The sequence below is a fragment of the Bradyrhizobium sp. AUGA SZCCT0105 genome, assembly GCF_018129565.1.
Classification (GTDB): domain Bacteria; phylum Pseudomonadota; class Alphaproteobacteria; order Rhizobiales; family Xanthobacteraceae; genus Bradyrhizobium.
Window position 1 is genome coordinate 351,046 of sequence record NZ_JAFCMK010000002.1, and the last position, 18,035, is coordinate 369,080.

Sequence of the window (18,035 nt, forward strand, 5' to 3'; positions counted from 1 at the left end):
AGAGATCATGCCGACCATTGAGCGCATCGACAGTTTTGCCGACGAACTCACCGCCATCAGACGGGATCTGCATGCGCATCCCGAGATCGGCTTCGAGGAGGTCCGCACCTCAGGCATCGTCGCCGACAAGCTGACGAGCTGGGGCATCGAGGTACATCGCGGCCTCGGCGGCACCGGCGTGGTCGGCGTGCTCAAGGGCAAGGGCAACAGCAGCAAGAAGATCGGCCTGCGCGCCGACATGGATGCGCTGCCGATGGAAGAGAACACCAATCTGAAGTGGCGCTCCACCATCCCCGGCCGCTTCCACGGCTGCGGCCATGACGGCCACACCACGATGCTGCTCGGCTCGGCGCGCTATCTCGCCGAGACCCGCAATTTCGACGGCACGGTGCACTTCATCTTCCAGCCGGCCGAGGAAGGCCTTGGCGGCGCCCGCGCCATGATCAAGGACGGCCTGTTCAAGCAGTTCCCCTGCGACGAGGTCTACGGCCTGCACAACGCGCCCGACCTCAACCATGGCGAGATCGCGATCCTGCCGGGCCCGGCAATGGCCGCAGCCGACTTCTTCGACATCAGGATCCAGGGCTACGGCGCGCATGGCGCGATGCCGGAGCGCTCCAAGGACGCGGTCGTGATCGCAATGACGCTCGGACAGGCGTTGCAGTCGATCGTCAGCCGCAACGTCGATCCGCTACAGGCTGCGGTGCTGTCGATCACGCAGATCCATTCCGGGTCGGCGTACAACGTCATTCCCGGCGAAGCCTGGATGTGCGGCACGGTGCGCTGCTTCTCCGACGAGATCCGTGAGCTGATCCGCAAGCGGATGCGCGAAATCGCAGCCGGCTTTGCGGTGGCATATGACGCCGAAATCTCGGTCGAGATCCGCGACGGCTTCAGCGTACTGGTGAATCAGGAAGAGCAGTCCCGCGTCGTCGAGGAAGTCGCGCGCACCGTTGTCGATCCGGCCAAGGTGATCACCCGCTCGACGCCCAAGATGGGCAGCGAGGATTTCGCCGACATGATGCAGGCCATTCCCGGTGCGTATTTCTGGGTCGGCCATGACGGTTCGGTGCCCGTGCACAATCCCGGTTACGTTCTCGACGACAAGATCCTGCCGATCGGCGCCAGCATGTTCGCCCGCATCATCGAGAAGCGTATGCCGGCAGGTGCGCATGCATAGGCCGAAAGAGGACGCCATCACGTCGCTGCACGATCTCTCCGCCGTTGACCTGCTGGCCGGCTACCGTGCCAAGCAGTTCTCGCCGTCCGAGGTGCTGGAAGACATCATCTCCCAGGTCGCGACCTGGGAGCCGCACATCAAGGCGCTGTATCTGTACGACCCTGACGGCGCGCGGAAGGTCGCCAAAGCTGCGACCGAGCGCTGGCAGCAGAGCGAGCCGGTCGGCACGCTCGACGGCGTGCCCGTCACCATCAAGGACAACGTCGCGACCAAGGGCCAGCCGGTGCCGCTGGGTGCCGCCAGCGTCAAGCTTGTGCCTGCGGAAAAGGATGCGCCGCCTGCCGCGCGGCTGCGTGAAGCCGGCTGCGTGATCTTCTCCAAGACCACGATGCCGGATTACGGCATGCTGTCGTCGGGGCTGTCGTCGTTCCATCCCCTCACCCGCAATCCCTGGGACATCAGCAAGAATCCCGGCGGCTCGAGCGCAGGCGCCGGTGCGGCCGGCGCGGCCGGCTACGGCCCGCTGCATCTCGGCACCGACATCGGCGGCTCGGTGCGGCTGCCGGCCTCCTGGTGCGGCCTCGTCGCCCTGAAGCCGAGCCTCGGCCGCGTGCCGATCGACCCGCCCTATGTCGGCCGCGTCGCCGGGCCGATGACCCGAACGGTCGACGACGCCGCGTTGATGATGAGCGTGCTGTCGCGTCCCGACCGCCGCGACGGCATGAGCCTGCCGGCACTCGAGGTGAACTGGAAGGCGCTGGAGAAGTCGCCGCGCAAGCTGCGCATCGGGCTGATGCTCGATGCCGGATCCGGCCAGAAGGTCGAGAAGGAGGTTCGCGAGGTCGCCGTCAAGGCAGCGAAGGCGTTCGAATCCGCCGGTGCCGTCATCACCGAGATCGACGGCATCCTGACGCCTGAGATGCTCGAGGGGCTCGACAATTTCTGGCGTGCGCGGACCTGGGATGAGCTGTCGAAGCTGTCGCAGGCCGACCGCGGCAAGACGCTGCCCTACATCCTCGACTGGGCCGAGGCCGGCGCAAAGCTCTCCGGCGTCGACGTGGTGCGCGGCTTCAACCAGACGATGGCGATCCGCGCGGCCGCCGCAAAACTGTTCTGCGACGTCGACTATGTGATCTCGCCGGTGTCGCCGGTGGTGAACTTCCCGGCGGAGTTCGCAGCACCCCTCAACGACCCCGCAAAGCCGTTCGAGCACATCTGCTTTACCGTGCCGTGGAATATGTCGGAGAACCCGGCGCTGTCGATCAACGGCGGCTATGACAAGAAGGGCTTTCCGATCGGCGTCCAGATCATCGGCCGGCGCTTCGATGACATCGGCGTGCTCGGCATCGGCAAGGCGTTCGAAGGCCTGCGCGGCCCGCAGAAGCCGTGGCCCACGCCACCGAAGAAGTAGCGCCTCAACGCAAGTCAGGATGCGCGGAGCCACGCCGCGCATCCCTCTTCTTCACAAGGGATGATTGCCGGGTTAACTGAATGGAGACGCGCGCCAGCGCCGTTCATTCAAAGAAAACCGAGAGGAAATCATCCCCATGGCGTATGAGACGATCAAGTACGAGGTCGCCGAGCAGATCCTGACCATCACGCTGAACCGGCCCGACAAGCTCAACGCCTTCAACGCCACGATGCAGCAGGAGCTGATCGACGCGTTCGACCAAGCCGACAAGGACGACGACGTCAGGGCGATCATCGTGACCGGTGAAGGCCGCGGCTTCTGCGCCGGCGCCGATCTGTCCTCCGGCGCCAACACCTTCGACCGCGATGCGCGGCGCGGTCCGGTCAAGCGCAATGCCGACGGCAGCATCGACTACAGCGATCCGCAGGTGCGCGACGGCGGCGGCCAGGTGACGCTGCGTATCTTCAAGTGCCTGAAGCCTGTGATCGCCGCGGTGAACGGCCCGGCGGTCGGTATCGGCGTCACCATGCAGCTTGCGATGGATATCCGCATTGCCTCCGAAGCCGCGCGCTTCGGCTTCGTGTTCTCCCAGCGCGGCATCGTGCCGGAGGCCGCCTCGAGCTGGTTCCTGCCGCGCATCGTCGGCATCTCGCAGGCACTGGAGTGGTGCTACTCAGGCCGCGTCTTCCCGGCACAGGAAGCGCTCGCCGGCCGCCTCGTCAGCAAGGTGGTGCCGCCGGAGGATCTGCTGCCGACCGCGCGCGCGCTCGCCAAGGAGTTCGCGGCCAAGACCGCGCCGGTATCGGTGGCGCTGATCCGCCAGATGATGTGGCGCATGATGGGCGCCGACGATCCGATGGAGGCGCACAAGGTCGACAGCCGCGGCATCTATGCGCGCGGCCGCTCCGAGGACGTCAAGGAAGGTGTGGTATCGTTCCTGGAAAAGCGTCCCGCGCAGTTCAAGAACAAGGTGTCGTCGGACATGCCCGACTATTTCCCATGGTGGCAAGAGCGCGACTATAAGTGAGCGAACGGCGTCCCGCGGCGTCCGCACCTGACGGCGTCGTCCTGCTGCACGGCATCAGCAGGACGGCGCGCTCGTTTCGCAGGATGGAGCTGGCGCTCAGGGATGCCGGTTTTGCCACGCTCAATCTCGACTATGACAGCCGGCGCAAGGGGCTCGATGCGCTGGCCGAGGACATCCACCCTTCGCTCGATCGCTTCGCGCAAAGCCTCGACGGCTCCGTGCATTTCGTCTGCCATTCCATGGGCGGTCTCCTGGCTCGCGTTTACCTGGCACGACATCGCCCCGCGCGGCTCGGCCGCATCGTGATGCTGGGCACGCCGAATGGCGGCAGCGAGATCGCCGACCGCCTGAAACACCTCGCGGCCTATCGCGCTTTCTTCGGTCCGGCCGGCCAGCAGCTCGTCACCCGCCGCGATGCCGCGACCAGCGCATTGCTGCCGGCGATCGACTATTGCGCCGGCATCATCGCCGGCAACCGCTCGGTCTATCCGATCACCTCCATGGCCCTGCCCCGGCCGCATGACGGCCGGGTGTCGGTCGCCAACACCCGGCTCGACGGCATGGCCGATCATATCGTGATCCGCACCTCGCATCCCTGGCTGGTGCGCAACCGGGAGGCGATCGCACAAACGCTTGTGTTTTTGCGGGAGGGAAGATTTGCGAAGGCGTAGGGTGGATTAGCGAAGCGTAATCCACCATTACTTGGCAAGACGTGGCGGGTTACGCCTTCGGCTAACCCGCCCTACGCACTTCACCTGGTCAACAGCGCCACACGCCCGATCGCCTTGCGTTCGATCAACAGCCGCATCGCCTTCGCATAGTCCTCCAGCGGCAGCCGATGTGAGATATTCGGTCGCACCCGGCCGGCCTCGGCCCATTCGCTCAGCGCCTTGACCCTGACCTCGCCGAGCGCGGGGTTCTTCCGCACCGCCTCGCCGGCACGAACGCCGAGCACGCTCGCGCCCTTGATCATCAACAGATTGGTGCGGGCAAGACCGATGCCGCCGGTGAAGCCGACGACGAGAATGCGCGCCCCCCAGTTGATGCAGCGCATCGAGTTCTCGAACACCTCGCCGCCGACGGGATCGAACACCACGTCGGCGCCGCGGCCATCGGTGATGCGCTTGACCGCGTCACGAAACGGCTCGCGCGTGTAGAGCACGAGATGATCCGCGCCGCGTGCTTTCGCGATCGCGAGCTTCTCCTCGCTCGAGGCCGCCGCGATCACGGTGGCGCCGAGCAGCTTGCCGATCTCGACCGCAGCAAGCCCGACGCCGCCGCCGGCGCCATGCACCAGCAGCACCTCGCCCGGCTTGATCTGCCCGCGATCGATCAGCGCGTGATGCGCCGTGCCATGCGCGGCAAGGAAGGTCGCACCTTCCGCATAGTCGAAGGTCGACGGCACCGGCACGAGCTGCGACGGTGTCGCGACCGTCTCGTCGCAATAAGCGCCAAAACGCATCTTGACGATCACCTTGTCGCCAATAGCGACGCCGGCCGCGTCATTGACCTCGACGACATCGCCGGCAGCCTCCGAGCCCGGCGTGAACGGCAGCGGCGGCTTGAGCTGGTACTCGCCCGCGGCCATCAGGATGTCGGGGAAATTGATCCCGGCGGCACGGATCGCAACACGCACCTGCCCCGGCTGCAAGGGCACCGAGGCAAAATTCTCGAGCTGAAGGCGCTCGGGCGAACCGAGCTCACGGCAAACGACAGCTTTCGGCATCAGGCGGCTCGTGCCTTGAGGCGGGCCAGCGCCTCGCGGATCAGCGGCAGGCGGTCGTTGCCGAAATACATGTCGGTCTTGTCGAGATAGATCGTGGGCGAGCCGAAGCCGCCGCGCGCCATCACCTCCTCGGTGTTGGCCTTGAGCTGATCCTTGATCGCCTGGTCGCCGATACCGGCCAGGAATTGCGCCGGATCGATCCCGAGCTTGGTGCAGATCCCGGTCAGCACCGCATCCTGCGAGATGTCCTTGTCGTCACCCCAATAGGCCTCGAACACCGCGCGCGCGAACGGCACCATCTTCTCGTTGCCGAGCCAGATGCAGCCGCGCATCGCCTTGACGCTGTTCACCGGGAACACGGTCGGCGGCATCTTGATCGCTAGCCCAGCCGAGCGCGCCCAGTCGCCGAGATCCTTTTTCATATAGCGGGCCTTCAGCGGCACCGGCTTCTCGCGCTGCGCGTAGACCGACGGATTGACGGTGTTGAAGATGCCGCCGACCAGGATCGGCCGCCAGGTGATCGGCGCGTCGAACTCCTTCGCAATCGGCTGAATGTTGTGCCAGGCGAGATAGGTCCACGGGCTGGAACAGTCGAAGAAGAATTCGATCATTGGCGTTTCCCTTTGTCTTTTCCATAGTCATTGTCGTCATTCCGGGATGCGCTGCAAGGCGCGGACCTCGCGACTGTGTCGCGCCGCGGAATAACTGACATTATTTCTTCTCGACCAGCTCCTTCGCACGCTGGCCGAACATGTTCTTGCGTGATTCCTCGTCAAACGGCTCCTTGACGAATTTTCCGATCGCAAGGCCGGCCTGCACCTGCGGGCGGGCACGCACGGCCGCGTACCAGCGCTTGATGTTCGGGTAATCGTCGAGGGTGAAGCCCTGCGCCTTGTGGGTCATGGTCCAGGGAAAGCAGGCGATGTCGGCGATCGAATAATCGTCGCCGGCGATATAGGCACCGGTCTTGCCGAGCTGGCGGTCGAGCACGCCATAGAGCCGCGCGGTCTCGTCGCGGTAGCGTTCGATCGCGTAGGGAATCTTCTCGGCCGCATAGAGCGCGAAATGGCCGTGCTGGCCGAGCATCGGCCCGAGGCCACCCATCTGCCACATCACCCATTGGATGACGTTCGACCGCGCACGCAGCTCCCTGGACAGGAAGCGGCCGGCCTTGTCGGCGAGATAGATCAGGATCGCGCCGGTCTCGAACACCGAGAACGGCCCGCCGCCGTCGGCAGGCGCATGATCGACAATCGCAGGGATGCGGTTGTTCGGGCTGATGGCCAGGAATTCCGGCCGGAACTGCTCGCCGGCCCGGATGTTCACCGGGACCACCTGATAGGGCAGCCCCAGTTCCTCAAGCATGATCGAGATCTTCCAGCCGTTCGGCGTCGGCGCGTAGTGCAGGTCGATCATCGACGTCCTTATTCCCCGTCACAAAGACTTTTGTTGTTCTGTACCTCCACTCTAGGACATGGCACACAGGCGCTCAATCAGAACCCAGCGGGAGGCACCCATGCTGTTTCCAACCACGATCGCAGGCTCCCTGCCGAAGCCGGAATGGCTCGCCGAGCCGAACATGCTGTGGGCGCCCTGGAAATCGGAAGGCGCCGAACTCGCCCGCGCCAAGCGCGACGCCACGGTGCTTGCGGTCAAGCTGCAGGAGGATGCCGGCGTCGACATCGTCACCGAGGGCGAGCAGGCGCGCCAGCACTTCGTGCACGGTTTCCTGGAGCGGATCGAGGGCATCGATTTCGCCCACAAGGTCGAGATGGGCATCCGCAAGGACCGCTACAAAGCCATGGTCCCGCAGGTGGTCGCGCCGCTGCAGCTCAAGGGACGCGTCCATGAAAGCGAGGCGCGTGCCGCGCGCGCCCACACCAGGAACAGGCTGAAGTTCACCCTGCCCGGTCCGATGACGATCATCGACACCATCGCCGACCAATATTACGGCGACCGCGTGAAGATGGCCTTCGCCTTCGCCGAGCTGTTGAACCAGGAGGCCAAGGCACTGCAGGCCGACGGCGTCGACATGATCCAGTTCGACGAGCCGGCCTTCAACGTCTACATGGACGAAGTCCGCGACTGGGGCATCAAGGCGCTCGAGCGCGCCGCCGAGGGCCTGACCTGCGCCACCGCCGTTCACATTTGCTACGGCTACGGCATCAAGGCCAACACCGACTGGAAGCAGACGCTCGGTGGCGAGTGGCGGCAATATGAAGAGACCTTCCCGGTCATCGACAAGAGCACGATCCAGCAGGTCGCGATCGAATGCCGTAACTCGAAGGTGCCGATCGAGCTGCTCGCCGCGCTCCCCGGCAAGATCGTCCAGGCCGGCGTGATCGACGTCGCCAGCGACGACGTCGAGACTGCGGAGGATGTCGTCAAGGTGATCGAAGCCGTCGCGAAACACGTGCCGAAGGGCAACATCATCGCGACCACCAATTGCGGCATGGCCCCGATGCGGCGGGATATCGCCGAAGCCAAGCTGGTCGCGCTCGGCGCCGGCGCAAAACTGGCACGGCAGCGACTGGCGTAAGGGCCGTGCCGGCGGCTCAGCCCAAGGCAGCTATCGCGCTCGGATGCAGCACCGGCCGATAGCCGGCCTGAAGCGCACGGACGGTCGACGGCGGCGTCAGCAGCATGGCGGGAGCGGTCACGTCGGCCCGCTCGTAGCCGGCGAACGACCAGCGCAAGGTCCTGCCACCGGCAACGAGATAGCTCTCGCCGTTCGCCTGCATCATCGCGCCGTCAGGTAGCGCGGCGAGCGGCATCGGCAGTGGATGCAGCCGCTTCTTGCCGCGGTCGAGCCGCTCGGCGTGCAGCACCGCATCCATCGCCTTGGCGCTGAGATCGCTCGTGCCGTTGCCTTGCTCCCACGCGGCACGAAACCGCTTGGCGTCGTCGCGGCGGCAGTAGAAGCAGGGCCGATGCCCGGCCGCGAATGCGGTCGCTTCATCGAGGAAGAACAGCTCGGTCCAGCTCTGGCGGCTCATCACCTCGCGTCGCCGTCCCCTGAACTCGCAGACGCAGGTGAGCCAGGCCGGACTCGACCAGCGCTTGTTCAAAAGCGTCCGCGTCGCGGGATCGTGGATGATGCCGCGATTGCCGGTGAAGGTGCCGCGATGTTCGGACGCGACGATGTCGCCTGTCGGGGTGACGCGGTTTTGCAGGGGCATGCTTCTGACTTCCCCCTCGCCCCGCTCTTGCGGGGTCGAGATGAGCGGAGCTCCCTCTTAGAGGGTCGGGGTGAGGGGCTGTGTCCGCAAAGATAGTAAGAGATGAACTCGCGGTGAGTCCCCCTCACCCGGATCGCATCTAGCGACGCGATCCGACCTCTCCCCGCAAGCGGGGCGAGGTGACTCTTTACGCCGCCCCGTCGCGGATCGGCGGCTGGAACGACAGCGCGGTGTCCCAGGGAAAGAAGATCCAGGTGTCCTGCGACACCTCGGTGATGTAGGTGTCGACCAGCGGGCGGCCCTTGGGCTTTGCGTACACCGTTGCGAAATGCGCGTCGGGCAGCATCTCGCGCACCAGCTTGCCGGTCTTGCCGGTATCGACGAGGTCGTCGACGATCAAGAGCCCCTTGCCGGTGCCGCCACCGAGCTTGGCGGTCTGCTCCGAAATGCCCTTGAGCACCTTCAGGTCGCCCTGCTTGTCGTGGTCGTAGCTTGCGACGCAGACGGTATCGATCACCCGCAAGCCGAGCTCGCGCGCCACGATCGCCGCCGGCACCAGCCCGCCGCGGGTGATCGCGATCACCGCGTGGAACGGGCCGACCTCGTTGAGACGCCAGGTCAGCGCCCGGCAATCCCGATGGAATTGATCCCACGAGACCGGGAACGGCCTGCCGGCCCGATCCTGCGCATTCTGTTCAGAATTTCGTTCAACCATGTCGCCTCAACCCGCCGGCTTCTTCTGCGCGGCCTGCACCTGCTTCAGCATCTCCTTCACCGCGGCCATGGCCGCGGCGAGCTTCTCCGGATCGCGCGAGCGCACCACCAGATTGGTGTTCGGCTTCTGGTTCTCGTCCTGGAACGGATAGCTGCCGATAATGGTGTCGGGATTGGCTTCCGCGATCGCCCGCAGCGGGCCGCCGATGTCGCCTTCCCGCGCATCGGCGCGGACCGAATCCGACAGCATCCGCACGCCGGACTTCAGCGTCGGCGCCACGATGTCCATCATCGCCTGCATGATGGTGGGGATGCCGGCCATCACGATGACGTTGCCGAGCTTGAAGCCCGGCGCCAGGATGGTCGCGCTCTGGATCAGTTCGGCGCCATCGGGCACCCGGGCCATCCGCAGCCGCGCCTCGTTGAGGTCCTGCTCGGTCCAGCGCTCCCTGAACCGCGCCACCACGTCGGGATGATGGTGGATCTCGACCCCGAACGCCTTCGCCACGCTGTCGGCGGTGATGTCGTCATGGGTCGGCCCGATGCCGCCGGTGGTGAACACGTAATTGTACCTATGCCGCAGCGCATCAAGGGCGGACACGATGTCGACCTCGTCGTCGGCAACGACGCGGACCTCTTTCAGGTCGATGCCGATATTGGTCAGGTATTCGGCGATGAAGCCGATGTTCTTGTCCTTGGTCCGGCCGGACAGGATCTCGTCGCCGATCACCAATATCCCCGCCGTGACGATCTCGCTCATGGTCTCATTTCCTTAAACTTGATCCCCTGACATTGCCGTTCCAATGCCTTGATGTCACGGAGTTTTGCCGCCGAATTAAGCAGACCTCAGCCGGTTTTTCGGGCAGGCCTTCCGCCTCCCCCTTAGCAAATGCCAGGAGCCAATGCATATCGCGCTGGCCCGCCCCTTGCTACCATCCCATCAAGTCATGCACTGTGTCACATGGCTTGGGAGGGCAATCGGGATATATGGCAGTCGCGTTCGATGAGATGAACGGCCTCGGCGAGGATCTCCGCCCGGCCTACCAGGAGCTCTCCCGCTGGCTCAAAGAGACGCCGCCGGATGCGCTCGAGTATCGACGCCAGGAAGCGGAGCTGCTGTTCCGCCGGATCGGCATCACCTTCGCGGTCTACGGCGATTCCGAGGCCCAGGAGCGGCTGATCCCGTTCGACGTCATCCCGCGCATCATGTCCGCGACCGAGTGGACGCTGCTGGAGAAGGGCCTCAAGCAGCGCGTGCTCGCGCTCAACATGTTCCTCAAGGACATCTATCACGGCCGCGACATCCTGCGCGCCAACATCATCCCCGAAGACCTGATCTTCCAGAACCCGGTGTTCCGGCCGGAGATGAACGGCCAGGACGTGCCGCACGACATCTACGTCCACATCGCCGGCATCGACATCATCCGCACCGATCCGGACAATTTCATCGTGCTGGAGGACAATGCGCGCACGCCGTCCGGCGTCTCCTACATGCTGGAAAACCGCGAGATCATGATGCGGCTGTTTCCAGACCTGTTCGCGCGGCACCGCGTCGCGCCGGTCGAGCGCTATCCGGACGAGCTGCTGTCCGCGCTGCGGTCGGTGGCGCCGCACAGCGCCTCGGCCGAGCCGACGGTCGCGCTGATGACGCCCGGCGTCTACAACTCGGCCTATTACGAGCACTCCTTCCTGGCCGACAAGCTCGGCATCGAGCTGGTCGAGGGGCGCGACCTCATCGTCAAGAACGACGAGGTGTTCATGCGCACCACCGAGGGGCTGAAGCGGGTCGACGTGATCTACCGCCGCGTCGACGATGACTTTCTCGATCCCCTCACCTTCCGGCCGGATTCCGCGCTGGGCGTCCCCGGGCTGATGTCGGCCTATGCGGCCGGCAACATCACGCTCGCCAACGCGGTCGGCACCGGCATCGCCGACGACAAGGCGATCTACTCCTACATGCCCGATATCGTGAAATTCTACCTCAGCGAGGAGCCGATCCTGAAGAACGTGCAGACCTGGCGCTGCCGCGAACCGCAGGATCTGTCCTACGTGCTCGACAACCTCGCCGACCTCGTCGTCAAGGAGGTGCACGGCTCGGGCGGCTACGGCATGCTGATCGGCCCGGCCGCCACCAAGGCGACCATCGAGGCGTTCCGCGACAAGCTCAAGCGCGAGCCAGAGGGCTTCATCGCGCAGCCGACGCTGGCGCTGTCGACCTGCCCGACCTGCACCGACAAGGGCCTGGCGCCGCGCCATGTCGACCTCCGCCCGTTCGTGCTGACCGGCTCCAGCCACACCACCATCGTGCCGGGCGGGCTGACCCGCGTCGCGCTGAAGGAAGGATCGCTCGTGGTCAATTCTAGCCAGGGCGGCGGTACCAAGGACACCTGGATATTGAGTGAGTGATTTGAAGCCAAACGCGCTGCGCGAGCCCTCCCTCCCCCTGCAAGGGGGAGGGTCGGGGTGGGGGTCGGCCGCATACGCCGAATGGAGAGAGGACCCCCACCCGCCGCTGCGCGTCGACCTCCCCCTTTCAGGGGGAGGTGAAACACGTTTCGTCTTGTAGGGACTATCGCATGCTGTCGCGCACCGCCGAAAACCTGTTCTGGCTGGCCCGTTATGTCGAACGCGCCGAGTATCTCGCGCGCACGATCGACGCCACGCTCCGTGTCACCGCATTGCCCGCGGCCTATATCGGCAAGACCAATGAGTGGGATTCCGCGCTGCTCACCGCCGGTGTCGGCGCGGCCTTCTACGACCATTACGAAGAAGCCAACGAGCGGAACGTCGTCGAGTATCTGTCGTTCTCGTCGGAGAATCCGTCCTCGATCAAGAACTGCATCGAGGCCGCGCGGCTCAATTCGCGCTCGGTGCGCACCGCGCTGACGTCGGAGATGTGGGACACCATCAATTCATCGTGGATCGAGCTGCAGGCAGTCTGGAACAAGGGGCCCGCCAACCGCGAGGAGCTGGCAAAATTCCTGCGCTTCGTGCAGGAGACCTCGCTGCGCTTCGACGGCTCGGCCTACCGCACCATGCTGCGCAACGACGCCTACTGGTTCTCGCGGCTCGGCGTGCATCTCGAGCGCGCCGACAACACCGCCCGCATTCTCGACGTCAAGTATCACATGCTGCTGCCCGAGGAGGAGCATGTCGGCGGCCCGCTGGATTACTACCAGTGGACCTCGATCCTGCGCTCGGTGTCGGCAACGACCGCCTATCACTGGGTGTACCGGGAAACCCTGAAGCCCTGGCTGATCGCCGACCTCCTGATCCTCAACGACACGCTGCCGCGGTCGCTTGCCAGCTGCTACAGCAACCTGGTGCGCAATCTGGACCAGATCGGCGTCGCCTATGGCCGCCAGGGCGCCGCCCAGCGCCACGCCCGCGGCATCAGGAACCGGCTCGAGCACAGCCATATGGACGATATCTTCCAGCACGGCGTGCATGAATTCATCCAGGAATTCCTTGCCGATAATTCGCGGCTGGGTGAGATCGTCGCCAAGCAATATTTGATCTGACCGCGCCGCGGGAAAAGTGCTCAAAATGTCGTCATGACCGGGTTGATCCCGGTCACCCATGTCTTGCTTTCGCGGCCGATTAGGAAGAAAGACGTGGATGCCCGGGGCATGATGTTCCTGCCCCAAAAGACCGACTGAATCCCGGTTGAACCATGCGCCTGCGGATAGCCCACACCACCACCTATCGCTACGAGCCGGCGGCTTCGGGCGTGATCCAGATTCTGCGGATGACGCCGGGCAGCCATGACGGCCAGTATGTCGCCGACTGGCAGATCGACGTCTCGACCGATTCCCGGCTCGACACCCATGAGGACGCGTTCGGCAACGTCACCCATGTGCTGACGCACGGTGCGATCACCGACCTCACGATCCATTGCGAGGGTCTGGTCGAGACCCAGGACACCGGCGGCGTGCTGAAAGGCACCGACGAGCGGTTTCCCCCGAGCCTGTTCCTGCGCCCCACGCCGCTGACCGATCTCAACCCGGCGATGACGAATTTCGTGCGCGAGCTGCGCGCGGAAGCAGGTAGCGACGTGCTCGGCTTCCTGCACGCGGTGATGGTGCATATCTACGAGCACATGACCTTCGACGAGGACCCGACCAACAGTGCCACCTCGGCCTCCGAGGCGTTCGCGCTGAAGCGCGGGGTCTGCCAGGACTACGCGCACATCCTGATCGCCTGCGCGCGCGCCGGCGGCGTTCCGGCGCGGTTCGTCTCCGGCCACTTCCTACGCTCCGACGGCATGGTCAACCAGCAGGCCGGCCACGCCTGGGCCGAGGCCTTCGTGCCCGACCTCGGCTGGGTCGGCTTCGACGCCGCCAACGGCATCTGCACCACCGACGCCCATGCCCGCGTCGCGATCGGCCTCGACTATCTCGGCGCCGCCCCGGTCCGCGGCACCCGCTATGGCGGCGGCAACGAGACGCTGTCGGTCGCGGTCAAGGTCGACCAGGCCGGCCGCCCCGGACAGTGGCAGAGCCAGACGCAGTCGTAAGAAGCCTCCTGGTCGTCATTCCGGGGCGCGCCTTTTGGCGCGAACCCGGAATCCATTCGTCCGCACAACCGGTGGCGCGATGGATTCCGGGCTCTCGCTTCGCGAGCCCTCAGGTGCGCAATTGCGCACCGGGGAATGACGATCGCAAGATGCGAGCATGCTATGATCGCTGCCGCAAACCGGATCAGCGAGAGAAACCATGGCAACTGTGAAACTGATTTCCGACGACGAACTCTCGGCCGACGCACGCGCCGTCTTCGACGACATCCGCAAGACGCGGAACTCGGACTTCATCAACAATTTCTGGCGCGCGCTCGCGCATGATCCGAAGACGCTGCGGCGGACCTGGGAGAGCATCAAGGAGGTGATGGCGCCGGGCGCGCTCGACCCGAAGGTCAAGGAAATGCTCTATGTTGCGGTCTCGGTGGCCCATGGCTGCAGCTACTGCATCCATTCGCACACCGCGAGCGCACGCGCCAAGGGCATGACCGAGGCCGAATATCAGGAAATGCTGGCGATCGTCGGCATGGCCGCCGAAACCAACCGGCTGGTCACTGCGCTCGGCGTGCCGGTCGACGAGGCGTTCCTCGTCGGCGCGGCGGATGCGTAGGCTGGACGGGCTTTGCCTCCCTCATCCTGTCATTCCGGGGCGCGCTAAGCGCGCTCCGGAATGACCGCTATATCGCGGTCACTTGTCCAGCCAGACATCCTCGAAGCGCAGATTGTTGTACTGGCTGTTGTCGTGTGGATGAAAGTTCTTCACGTAAGGCTGCCAGCAATTGCCGGCCGATGAGTGCAGGATGACCGGACGCGCCGCGTCGTCGACCAGCAGGCGCTCGATGTCGAACACGATATTGCGGCGCTTGTCCTTGTCGACCTCGCGCGACTGCGCAGCCAGCAATCTATCGACCTCGGCATTGCAATACTGGGTATAGTTGCGCTCGGAGTTGCAGGAATAATTCTCGACCAGATTGCCGTCGGGATCGTCGACGCTGACGCCGGTGACATTGAGGCCGATCGTGTAATCCTTGCGTTGCAGCCGCGAGTACCAGCGCGGTGTGTCGAGGATATCGAGCTCGGCGACGATGTAGATCTTCTTGAGCTGGTCGGCGAGGATCACCGCCGGATCGCGATAGGTCGGCAGATTGCGGGTCTGGATCTTGATCGACAGCGGCTTGGCGTCGCTGTAGCCGAGCTTCTGCATGATCGCCTGCGCATCCGCGAGGTTCTTCCCGGTATCTGCGCCGTAGCCCATCAGCGTCGACAGGATCTCCGGCGGCATGCCCCATTCGCCTTCCGGCTTGGCCTGCATCGCGCCGCCGAGCCGTCCGGTGCCTTCGAACAGGATGCTGTTGAAGGCCTGGCGCTCCAACGCCAGCGACATCGCCTTGCGGATATCCGGATTGTCGAACGGCGGATTGACGCGGTTGACCAAGAGATTGATCTGCAGATTGGTCGAGGTCATCTCGCAGATCGCGTTCGGCGCGCGCACCTTCACGTCCTTCATCAGGGGAATGCTGACGTCGGATGGAAAGGTGATGTCATAGTCGCCGGTCGCGAACGCCAGCATGCGCGTGGCCCGGCTGTCGATCGAGCGCACCGTGATCTCGTCGAGATACGGCCGGTCCTTCTTGAAGTAATCGGGGTTGCGGACCAGGCGGATCGAATCGCCGCGCCGGAATTCGACGAATTTGAACGGCCCGGTGCCGATCGGCTTGGTGCGCATCACCTGCTGCGGCACATGGCAGGGATAGACCACCGAGAAGGCGCTGGCGAGCAGCGCCAGCAGGCCGGGCTGCGGCTCGGTCAGCTCGAAGGTCGCTTCATCGTCGCCATTGACGCTGACGTCCTTGAGCTTCGAATACCAGACCTTGCGCGGATTGCGTTTGAAGTCCTGGGTCTCGCTCTTGCCGATCAGCATCCGCCAGGTGCATTGCACGTCCTTGGCCGTGAACGGCTGGCCGTCATGCCACTTCACGCCGTGCCTGAGCTTGAAGGTGAGCTTTGTGTTGGTGGAATCCCACGACCAGCTCTCGGCGAGATCAGGGATCACGGTGTCGATACTTTCGTGCACCTTGGCCGGATCGAACACCACGAGGTTGTTGAAGACCGTCGCGAACGGCATCACCGAGGCGATGGTGGATTCCTCGAGCAGCGAGGTCGAGGGCGGATTGTCGTTGTGATAGAGCCGCAGCGTGCCGCCCTTCTTCTGCGCCGATGCAGGGCTCGCAGCCATCACTGCTCCGCCCAATGCCACGATGCACGTGGCCAGTTTGAACGACATTCTCGCCTCCCGGAATTTCTTGTTGTTGTCGGTTGCGGGCAGTCGACCACAACGCCAGATGCCCCGCAATGACACGGGAGCGCAGATCATTGCCGGCTGCGTGCAACGCAGAACGAGGCTGGTCGCGGACCGGGATTTTCAGGCGGCCAACGGTGGAACGGGTCCTGACACGGACCGCCGCCGGCCCCTTTTGACCGGCCATCGCATGTCCCGTCACGGGGAATTAGGGTTGGATGCGACCTCGAAATTGGCTACACGTTTGGCGCCGAGAAACTCGGACCGTTTGAGGACTGCAAATGACCTATTGCTGCGGAATTCTGGTGCGCGACGGCCTCGTCATGATCGCCGATACCCGCACCAATGCCGGCCTCGACAACGTCTCGACCTTCCGCAAGCTGCACATCTTCGAAAAGCCCGGCGACCGCATCATGGCGATCGCCAGCGCCGGCAACCTCGCGATCAGCCAATCGGTGCTGTCGACCCTGACCGAGGGCATGGAAGATCCGCACACCGGCGAGCTCGAGACGCTGATGAACGCGCCGACCATGTTCCAGGCGGCACAGCGGATCGGCCGCGCCATCCGGTCGGTGCATGCCACCGAGGGCGATGCGCTGCGTTCCGAAGATATCTCCTTCGACGTCTCGTTCCTGTTCGGCGGCCAGATCAAGGGCTCGCGGATGCGCCTGTTCATGGTCTACACCGCCGGCAACTTCATCGAATGCACCACCGACACGCCCTACTTGCAGATCGGCGAGCATAAATACGGCAAGCCCGTGCTCGACCGCGCCATGCATTACGACGTCGAGCTCTATGAAGCGCTCAAGACAGGTCTGATCTCGATGGATTCGACGATGCGCTCCAATCTCGGCGTCGGCCTGCCGATCGACGTGCTGGTGGTGCGCACCGACGCCTGCGAGGCGGACCTCAACCACCGCATCGAGGCCGGCGAGCCCTATTTCCACGATTTGCGCTCGCGCTGGTCGGCTGCGCTGCGCGCGGCGCACCAGAACATTCCACGCCCACCCTACAAGAACGAAACCGAAGCAAAAACCAAGTAAGAGGAAACTCGGATGACCGAAGCAACCAGCAAGATCGCGCTCGTCACGGGCGCCGGCACCGGTGTCGGACGCGCGGCATCGCTCGCTTTGATGGACAAGGGCTACACCGTGGTGCTCGCCGGACGCCGCATCGAGATGCTGGAAGAGACCGCCAAGCTCGGCCCTGCCGGCAAGAGCCTGTGCGTCTCGGCCGACATGGCCAACCCGGCCGCGATCGCCGCGCTGTTCGACAAGGTGAAGGCGACCTATGGGCGGCTCGACGTTCTCTTCAACAACGCCGGCATGGGCGCACCGCCGGTGAATTTCGAGGATCTGCCGCTCGAGCAGTGGCAGGCCGTGGTCAACACCAACCTCACCGCGCCGTTCCTGTGCACCCAGCACGCCTTCCGCATCATGAAGGACCAGAAGCCGCGCGGCGGCCGCATCATCAACAACGGCTCGATCTCGGCGCATGCGCCGCGGCCGTTCTCGGCGGCCTACACCTCGACCAAGCACGCCATCACCGGCCTGACCAAGGCCTCCAACCTCGACGGCCGCATGTATGACATCGCGGTCGGCCAGGTCGATATCGGCAATGCCGCGACCCCGATGACCGACCGCATGGTCAACGGCCCCGGCGTGCTGCAGCCGGACGGCACCACCAAGCACGAGCCGCGCATGGACGCCAAGGCGGTCGGCGACGCCGTCGCCTACATGGCCGGCCTGCCGCTCGACGCCAACGTGCTGTTCATGACGGTCATGGCAACCAAGATGCCGTTCGTGGGCCGGGGCTAACTCTGGTGCCCCGGGCGCAGCGCGGCATGCAATGACGCGCTGCTGAACCGGGGCCCACCGGCTCGATCCGTCGTACCATGAGATGGGTCCCGGCTCTGCGGCGCACCGCTTCGCGCTGCACCGCGTCCGGGACACGAGACCGCGCGGCGGGCTTGTCCCGGCGATG

General features: G+C 64.7%; 18 protein-coding genes. 11 read left to right on the plus strand and 7 right to left on the minus strand.

From position 1 onward, the window contains the following. Positions 1 to 7: 7 nt before the first annotated feature. The 4 genes from JQ573_RS10665 (at position 8) to JQ573_RS10680 (ending at position 4,289) form a co-directional block, all read left to right on the plus strand. On the plus strand, positions 8 to 1,180 hold the full coding sequence (locus tag JQ573_RS10665; protein WP_212309893.1) for a M20 aminoacylase family protein: 1,173 nt from the start codon (positions 8 to 10) through the stop codon (positions 1,178 to 1,180). Then, complete coding sequence (locus tag JQ573_RS10670; RefSeq protein WP_212309894.1) at positions 1,173 to 2,591, plus strand: amidase; 1,419 nt, start codon at positions 1,173 to 1,175, stop codon at positions 2,589 to 2,591. Before JQ573_RS10665 ends, JQ573_RS10670 begins: the two co-directional genes overlap by 8 nt. 136 nt (positions 2,592 to 2,727) lie before the next feature. Continuing rightward, positions 2,728 to 3,618 carry a crotonase/enoyl-CoA hydratase family protein gene (locus tag JQ573_RS10675; protein ID WP_212309895.1) on the plus strand — a complete coding sequence of 297 codons (891 nt, stop codon included), beginning with the start codon at positions 2,728 to 2,730 and terminating at the stop codon, positions 3,616 to 3,618. Beyond that, positions 3,615 to 4,289, plus strand: a complete 675-nt coding sequence (locus JQ573_RS10680) for a triacylglycerol lipase (protein WP_212309896.1) — start codon at positions 3,615 to 3,617, stop codon at positions 4,287 to 4,289. The genes JQ573_RS10675 and JQ573_RS10680 overlap by 4 nt, the downstream gene beginning before the upstream one ends. An 80-nt stretch (positions 4,290 to 4,369) precedes the next feature. Here the strand turns inward: JQ573_RS10680 and JQ573_RS10685 are convergent, their stop codons facing one another. The 3 genes from JQ573_RS10685 to JQ573_RS10695 all read right to left on the minus strand — a co-directional run bounded on the left by JQ573_RS10685 (position 4,370) and on the right by JQ573_RS10695 (position 6,760). Then, positions 4,370 to 5,344 carry an NADPH:quinone oxidoreductase family protein gene (locus tag JQ573_RS10685; protein ID WP_212309897.1) on the minus strand — a complete coding sequence of 325 codons (975 nt, stop codon included), beginning with the start codon at positions 5,342 to 5,344 and terminating at the stop codon, positions 4,370 to 4,372. Further along, on the minus strand, positions 5,344 to 5,955 hold the full coding sequence (locus JQ573_RS10690) for a 2-hydroxychromene-2-carboxylate isomerase (RefSeq protein ID WP_212309898.1): 612 nt from the start codon (positions 5,953 to 5,955) through the stop codon (positions 5,344 to 5,346). The genes JQ573_RS10685 and JQ573_RS10690 overlap by 1 nt, the downstream gene beginning before the upstream one ends. Positions 5,956 to 6,055: 100 nt before the next feature. Then, a complete protein-coding gene (locus tag JQ573_RS10695; RefSeq protein WP_212309899.1) occupies positions 6,056 to 6,760 on the minus strand; it encodes a glutathione binding-like protein in 705 nt (234 codons plus the stop codon). Between the two features lie 100 nt (positions 6,761 to 6,860). Between JQ573_RS10695 and JQ573_RS10700 the strand changes: the two genes are divergently transcribed. Continuing rightward, positions 6,861 to 7,883 carry a methionine synthase gene (locus JQ573_RS10700; protein WP_212309900.1) on the plus strand — a complete coding sequence of 341 codons (1,023 nt, stop codon included), beginning with the start codon at positions 6,861 to 6,863 and terminating at the stop codon, positions 7,881 to 7,883. 16 nt (positions 7,884 to 7,899) lie between these two features. On the opposite strand, the gene JQ573_RS10705 is transcribed toward JQ573_RS10700, so the two are convergent. The 3 genes from JQ573_RS10705 to JQ573_RS10715 all read right to left on the minus strand — a co-directional run bounded on the left by JQ573_RS10705 (position 7,900) and on the right by JQ573_RS10715 (position 9,997). Continuing rightward, on the minus strand, positions 7,900 to 8,523 hold the full coding sequence (locus JQ573_RS10705) for a hypothetical protein (protein ID WP_212309901.1): 624 nt from the start codon (positions 8,521 to 8,523) through the stop codon (positions 7,900 to 7,902). Positions 8,524 to 8,710: 187 nt separating this feature from the next. Then, positions 8,711 to 9,238: a xanthine phosphoribosyltransferase gene (gene gpt / locus JQ573_RS10710; RefSeq protein WP_092115219.1), complete on the minus strand. Its 528-nt coding sequence runs from the start codon at positions 9,236 to 9,238 to the stop codon at positions 8,711 to 8,713. 6 nt (positions 9,239 to 9,244) lie between these two features. After that, positions 9,245 to 9,997 carry a molybdopterin-binding protein gene (locus JQ573_RS10715; protein ID WP_212309902.1) on the minus strand — a complete coding sequence of 251 codons (753 nt, stop codon included), beginning with the start codon at positions 9,995 to 9,997 and terminating at the stop codon, positions 9,245 to 9,247. 227 nt (positions 9,998 to 10,224) lie between these two features. On the opposite strand from JQ573_RS10715, the gene JQ573_RS10720 reads away from it, so the two are divergent. The 4 genes from JQ573_RS10720 (at position 10,225) to JQ573_RS10735 (ending at position 14,363) form a co-directional block, all read left to right on the plus strand. After that, positions 10,225 to 11,643 carry a circularly permuted type 2 ATP-grasp protein gene (locus JQ573_RS10720; RefSeq protein ID WP_163161604.1) on the plus strand — a complete coding sequence of 473 codons (1,419 nt, stop codon included), beginning with the start codon at positions 10,225 to 10,227 and terminating at the stop codon, positions 11,641 to 11,643. A gap of 170 nt (positions 11,644 to 11,813) precedes the next feature. After that, on the plus strand, positions 11,814 to 12,758 hold the full coding sequence (locus JQ573_RS10725; RefSeq protein ID WP_092115222.1) for an alpha-E domain-containing protein: 945 nt from the start codon (positions 11,814 to 11,816) through the stop codon (positions 12,756 to 12,758). Between the two features lie 152 nt (positions 12,759 to 12,910). After that, positions 12,911 to 13,753: a transglutaminase family protein gene (locus JQ573_RS10730; RefSeq protein ID WP_212309903.1), complete on the plus strand. Its 843-nt coding sequence runs from the start codon at positions 12,911 to 12,913 to the stop codon at positions 13,751 to 13,753. 199 nt (positions 13,754 to 13,952) lie between these two features. Next, positions 13,953 to 14,363, plus strand: a complete 411-nt coding sequence (locus JQ573_RS10735; RefSeq protein WP_212309904.1) for a carboxymuconolactone decarboxylase family protein — start codon at positions 13,953 to 13,955, stop codon at positions 14,361 to 14,363. A gap of 78 nt (positions 14,364 to 14,441) precedes the next feature. Here the strand turns inward: JQ573_RS10735 and JQ573_RS10740 are convergent, their stop codons facing one another. Beyond that, positions 14,442 to 16,037 (minus strand): ABC transporter substrate-binding protein, encoded by a 1,596-nt coding sequence (locus tag JQ573_RS10740; RefSeq protein ID WP_212309905.1) that lies wholly within the window; start codon positions 16,035 to 16,037, stop codon positions 14,442 to 14,444. Between the two features lie 296 nt (positions 16,038 to 16,333). Here JQ573_RS10740 and JQ573_RS10745 point away from each other — a divergent pair, with 296 nt between their 5' ends. Both JQ573_RS10745 and JQ573_RS10750 read left to right on the plus strand, forming a co-directional pair. Beyond that, positions 16,334 to 17,095: a proteasome-type protease gene (locus JQ573_RS10745; RefSeq protein ID WP_050406373.1), complete on the plus strand. Its 762-nt coding sequence runs from the start codon at positions 16,334 to 16,336 to the stop codon at positions 17,093 to 17,095. Positions 17,096 to 17,107: 12 nt separating this feature from the next. Continuing rightward, on the plus strand, positions 17,108 to 17,869 hold the full coding sequence (locus JQ573_RS10750; RefSeq protein ID WP_212309906.1) for an SDR family oxidoreductase: 762 nt from the start codon (positions 17,108 to 17,110) through the stop codon (positions 17,867 to 17,869). The last annotated feature ends 166 nt before the right edge of the window (positions 17,870 to 18,035 follow it).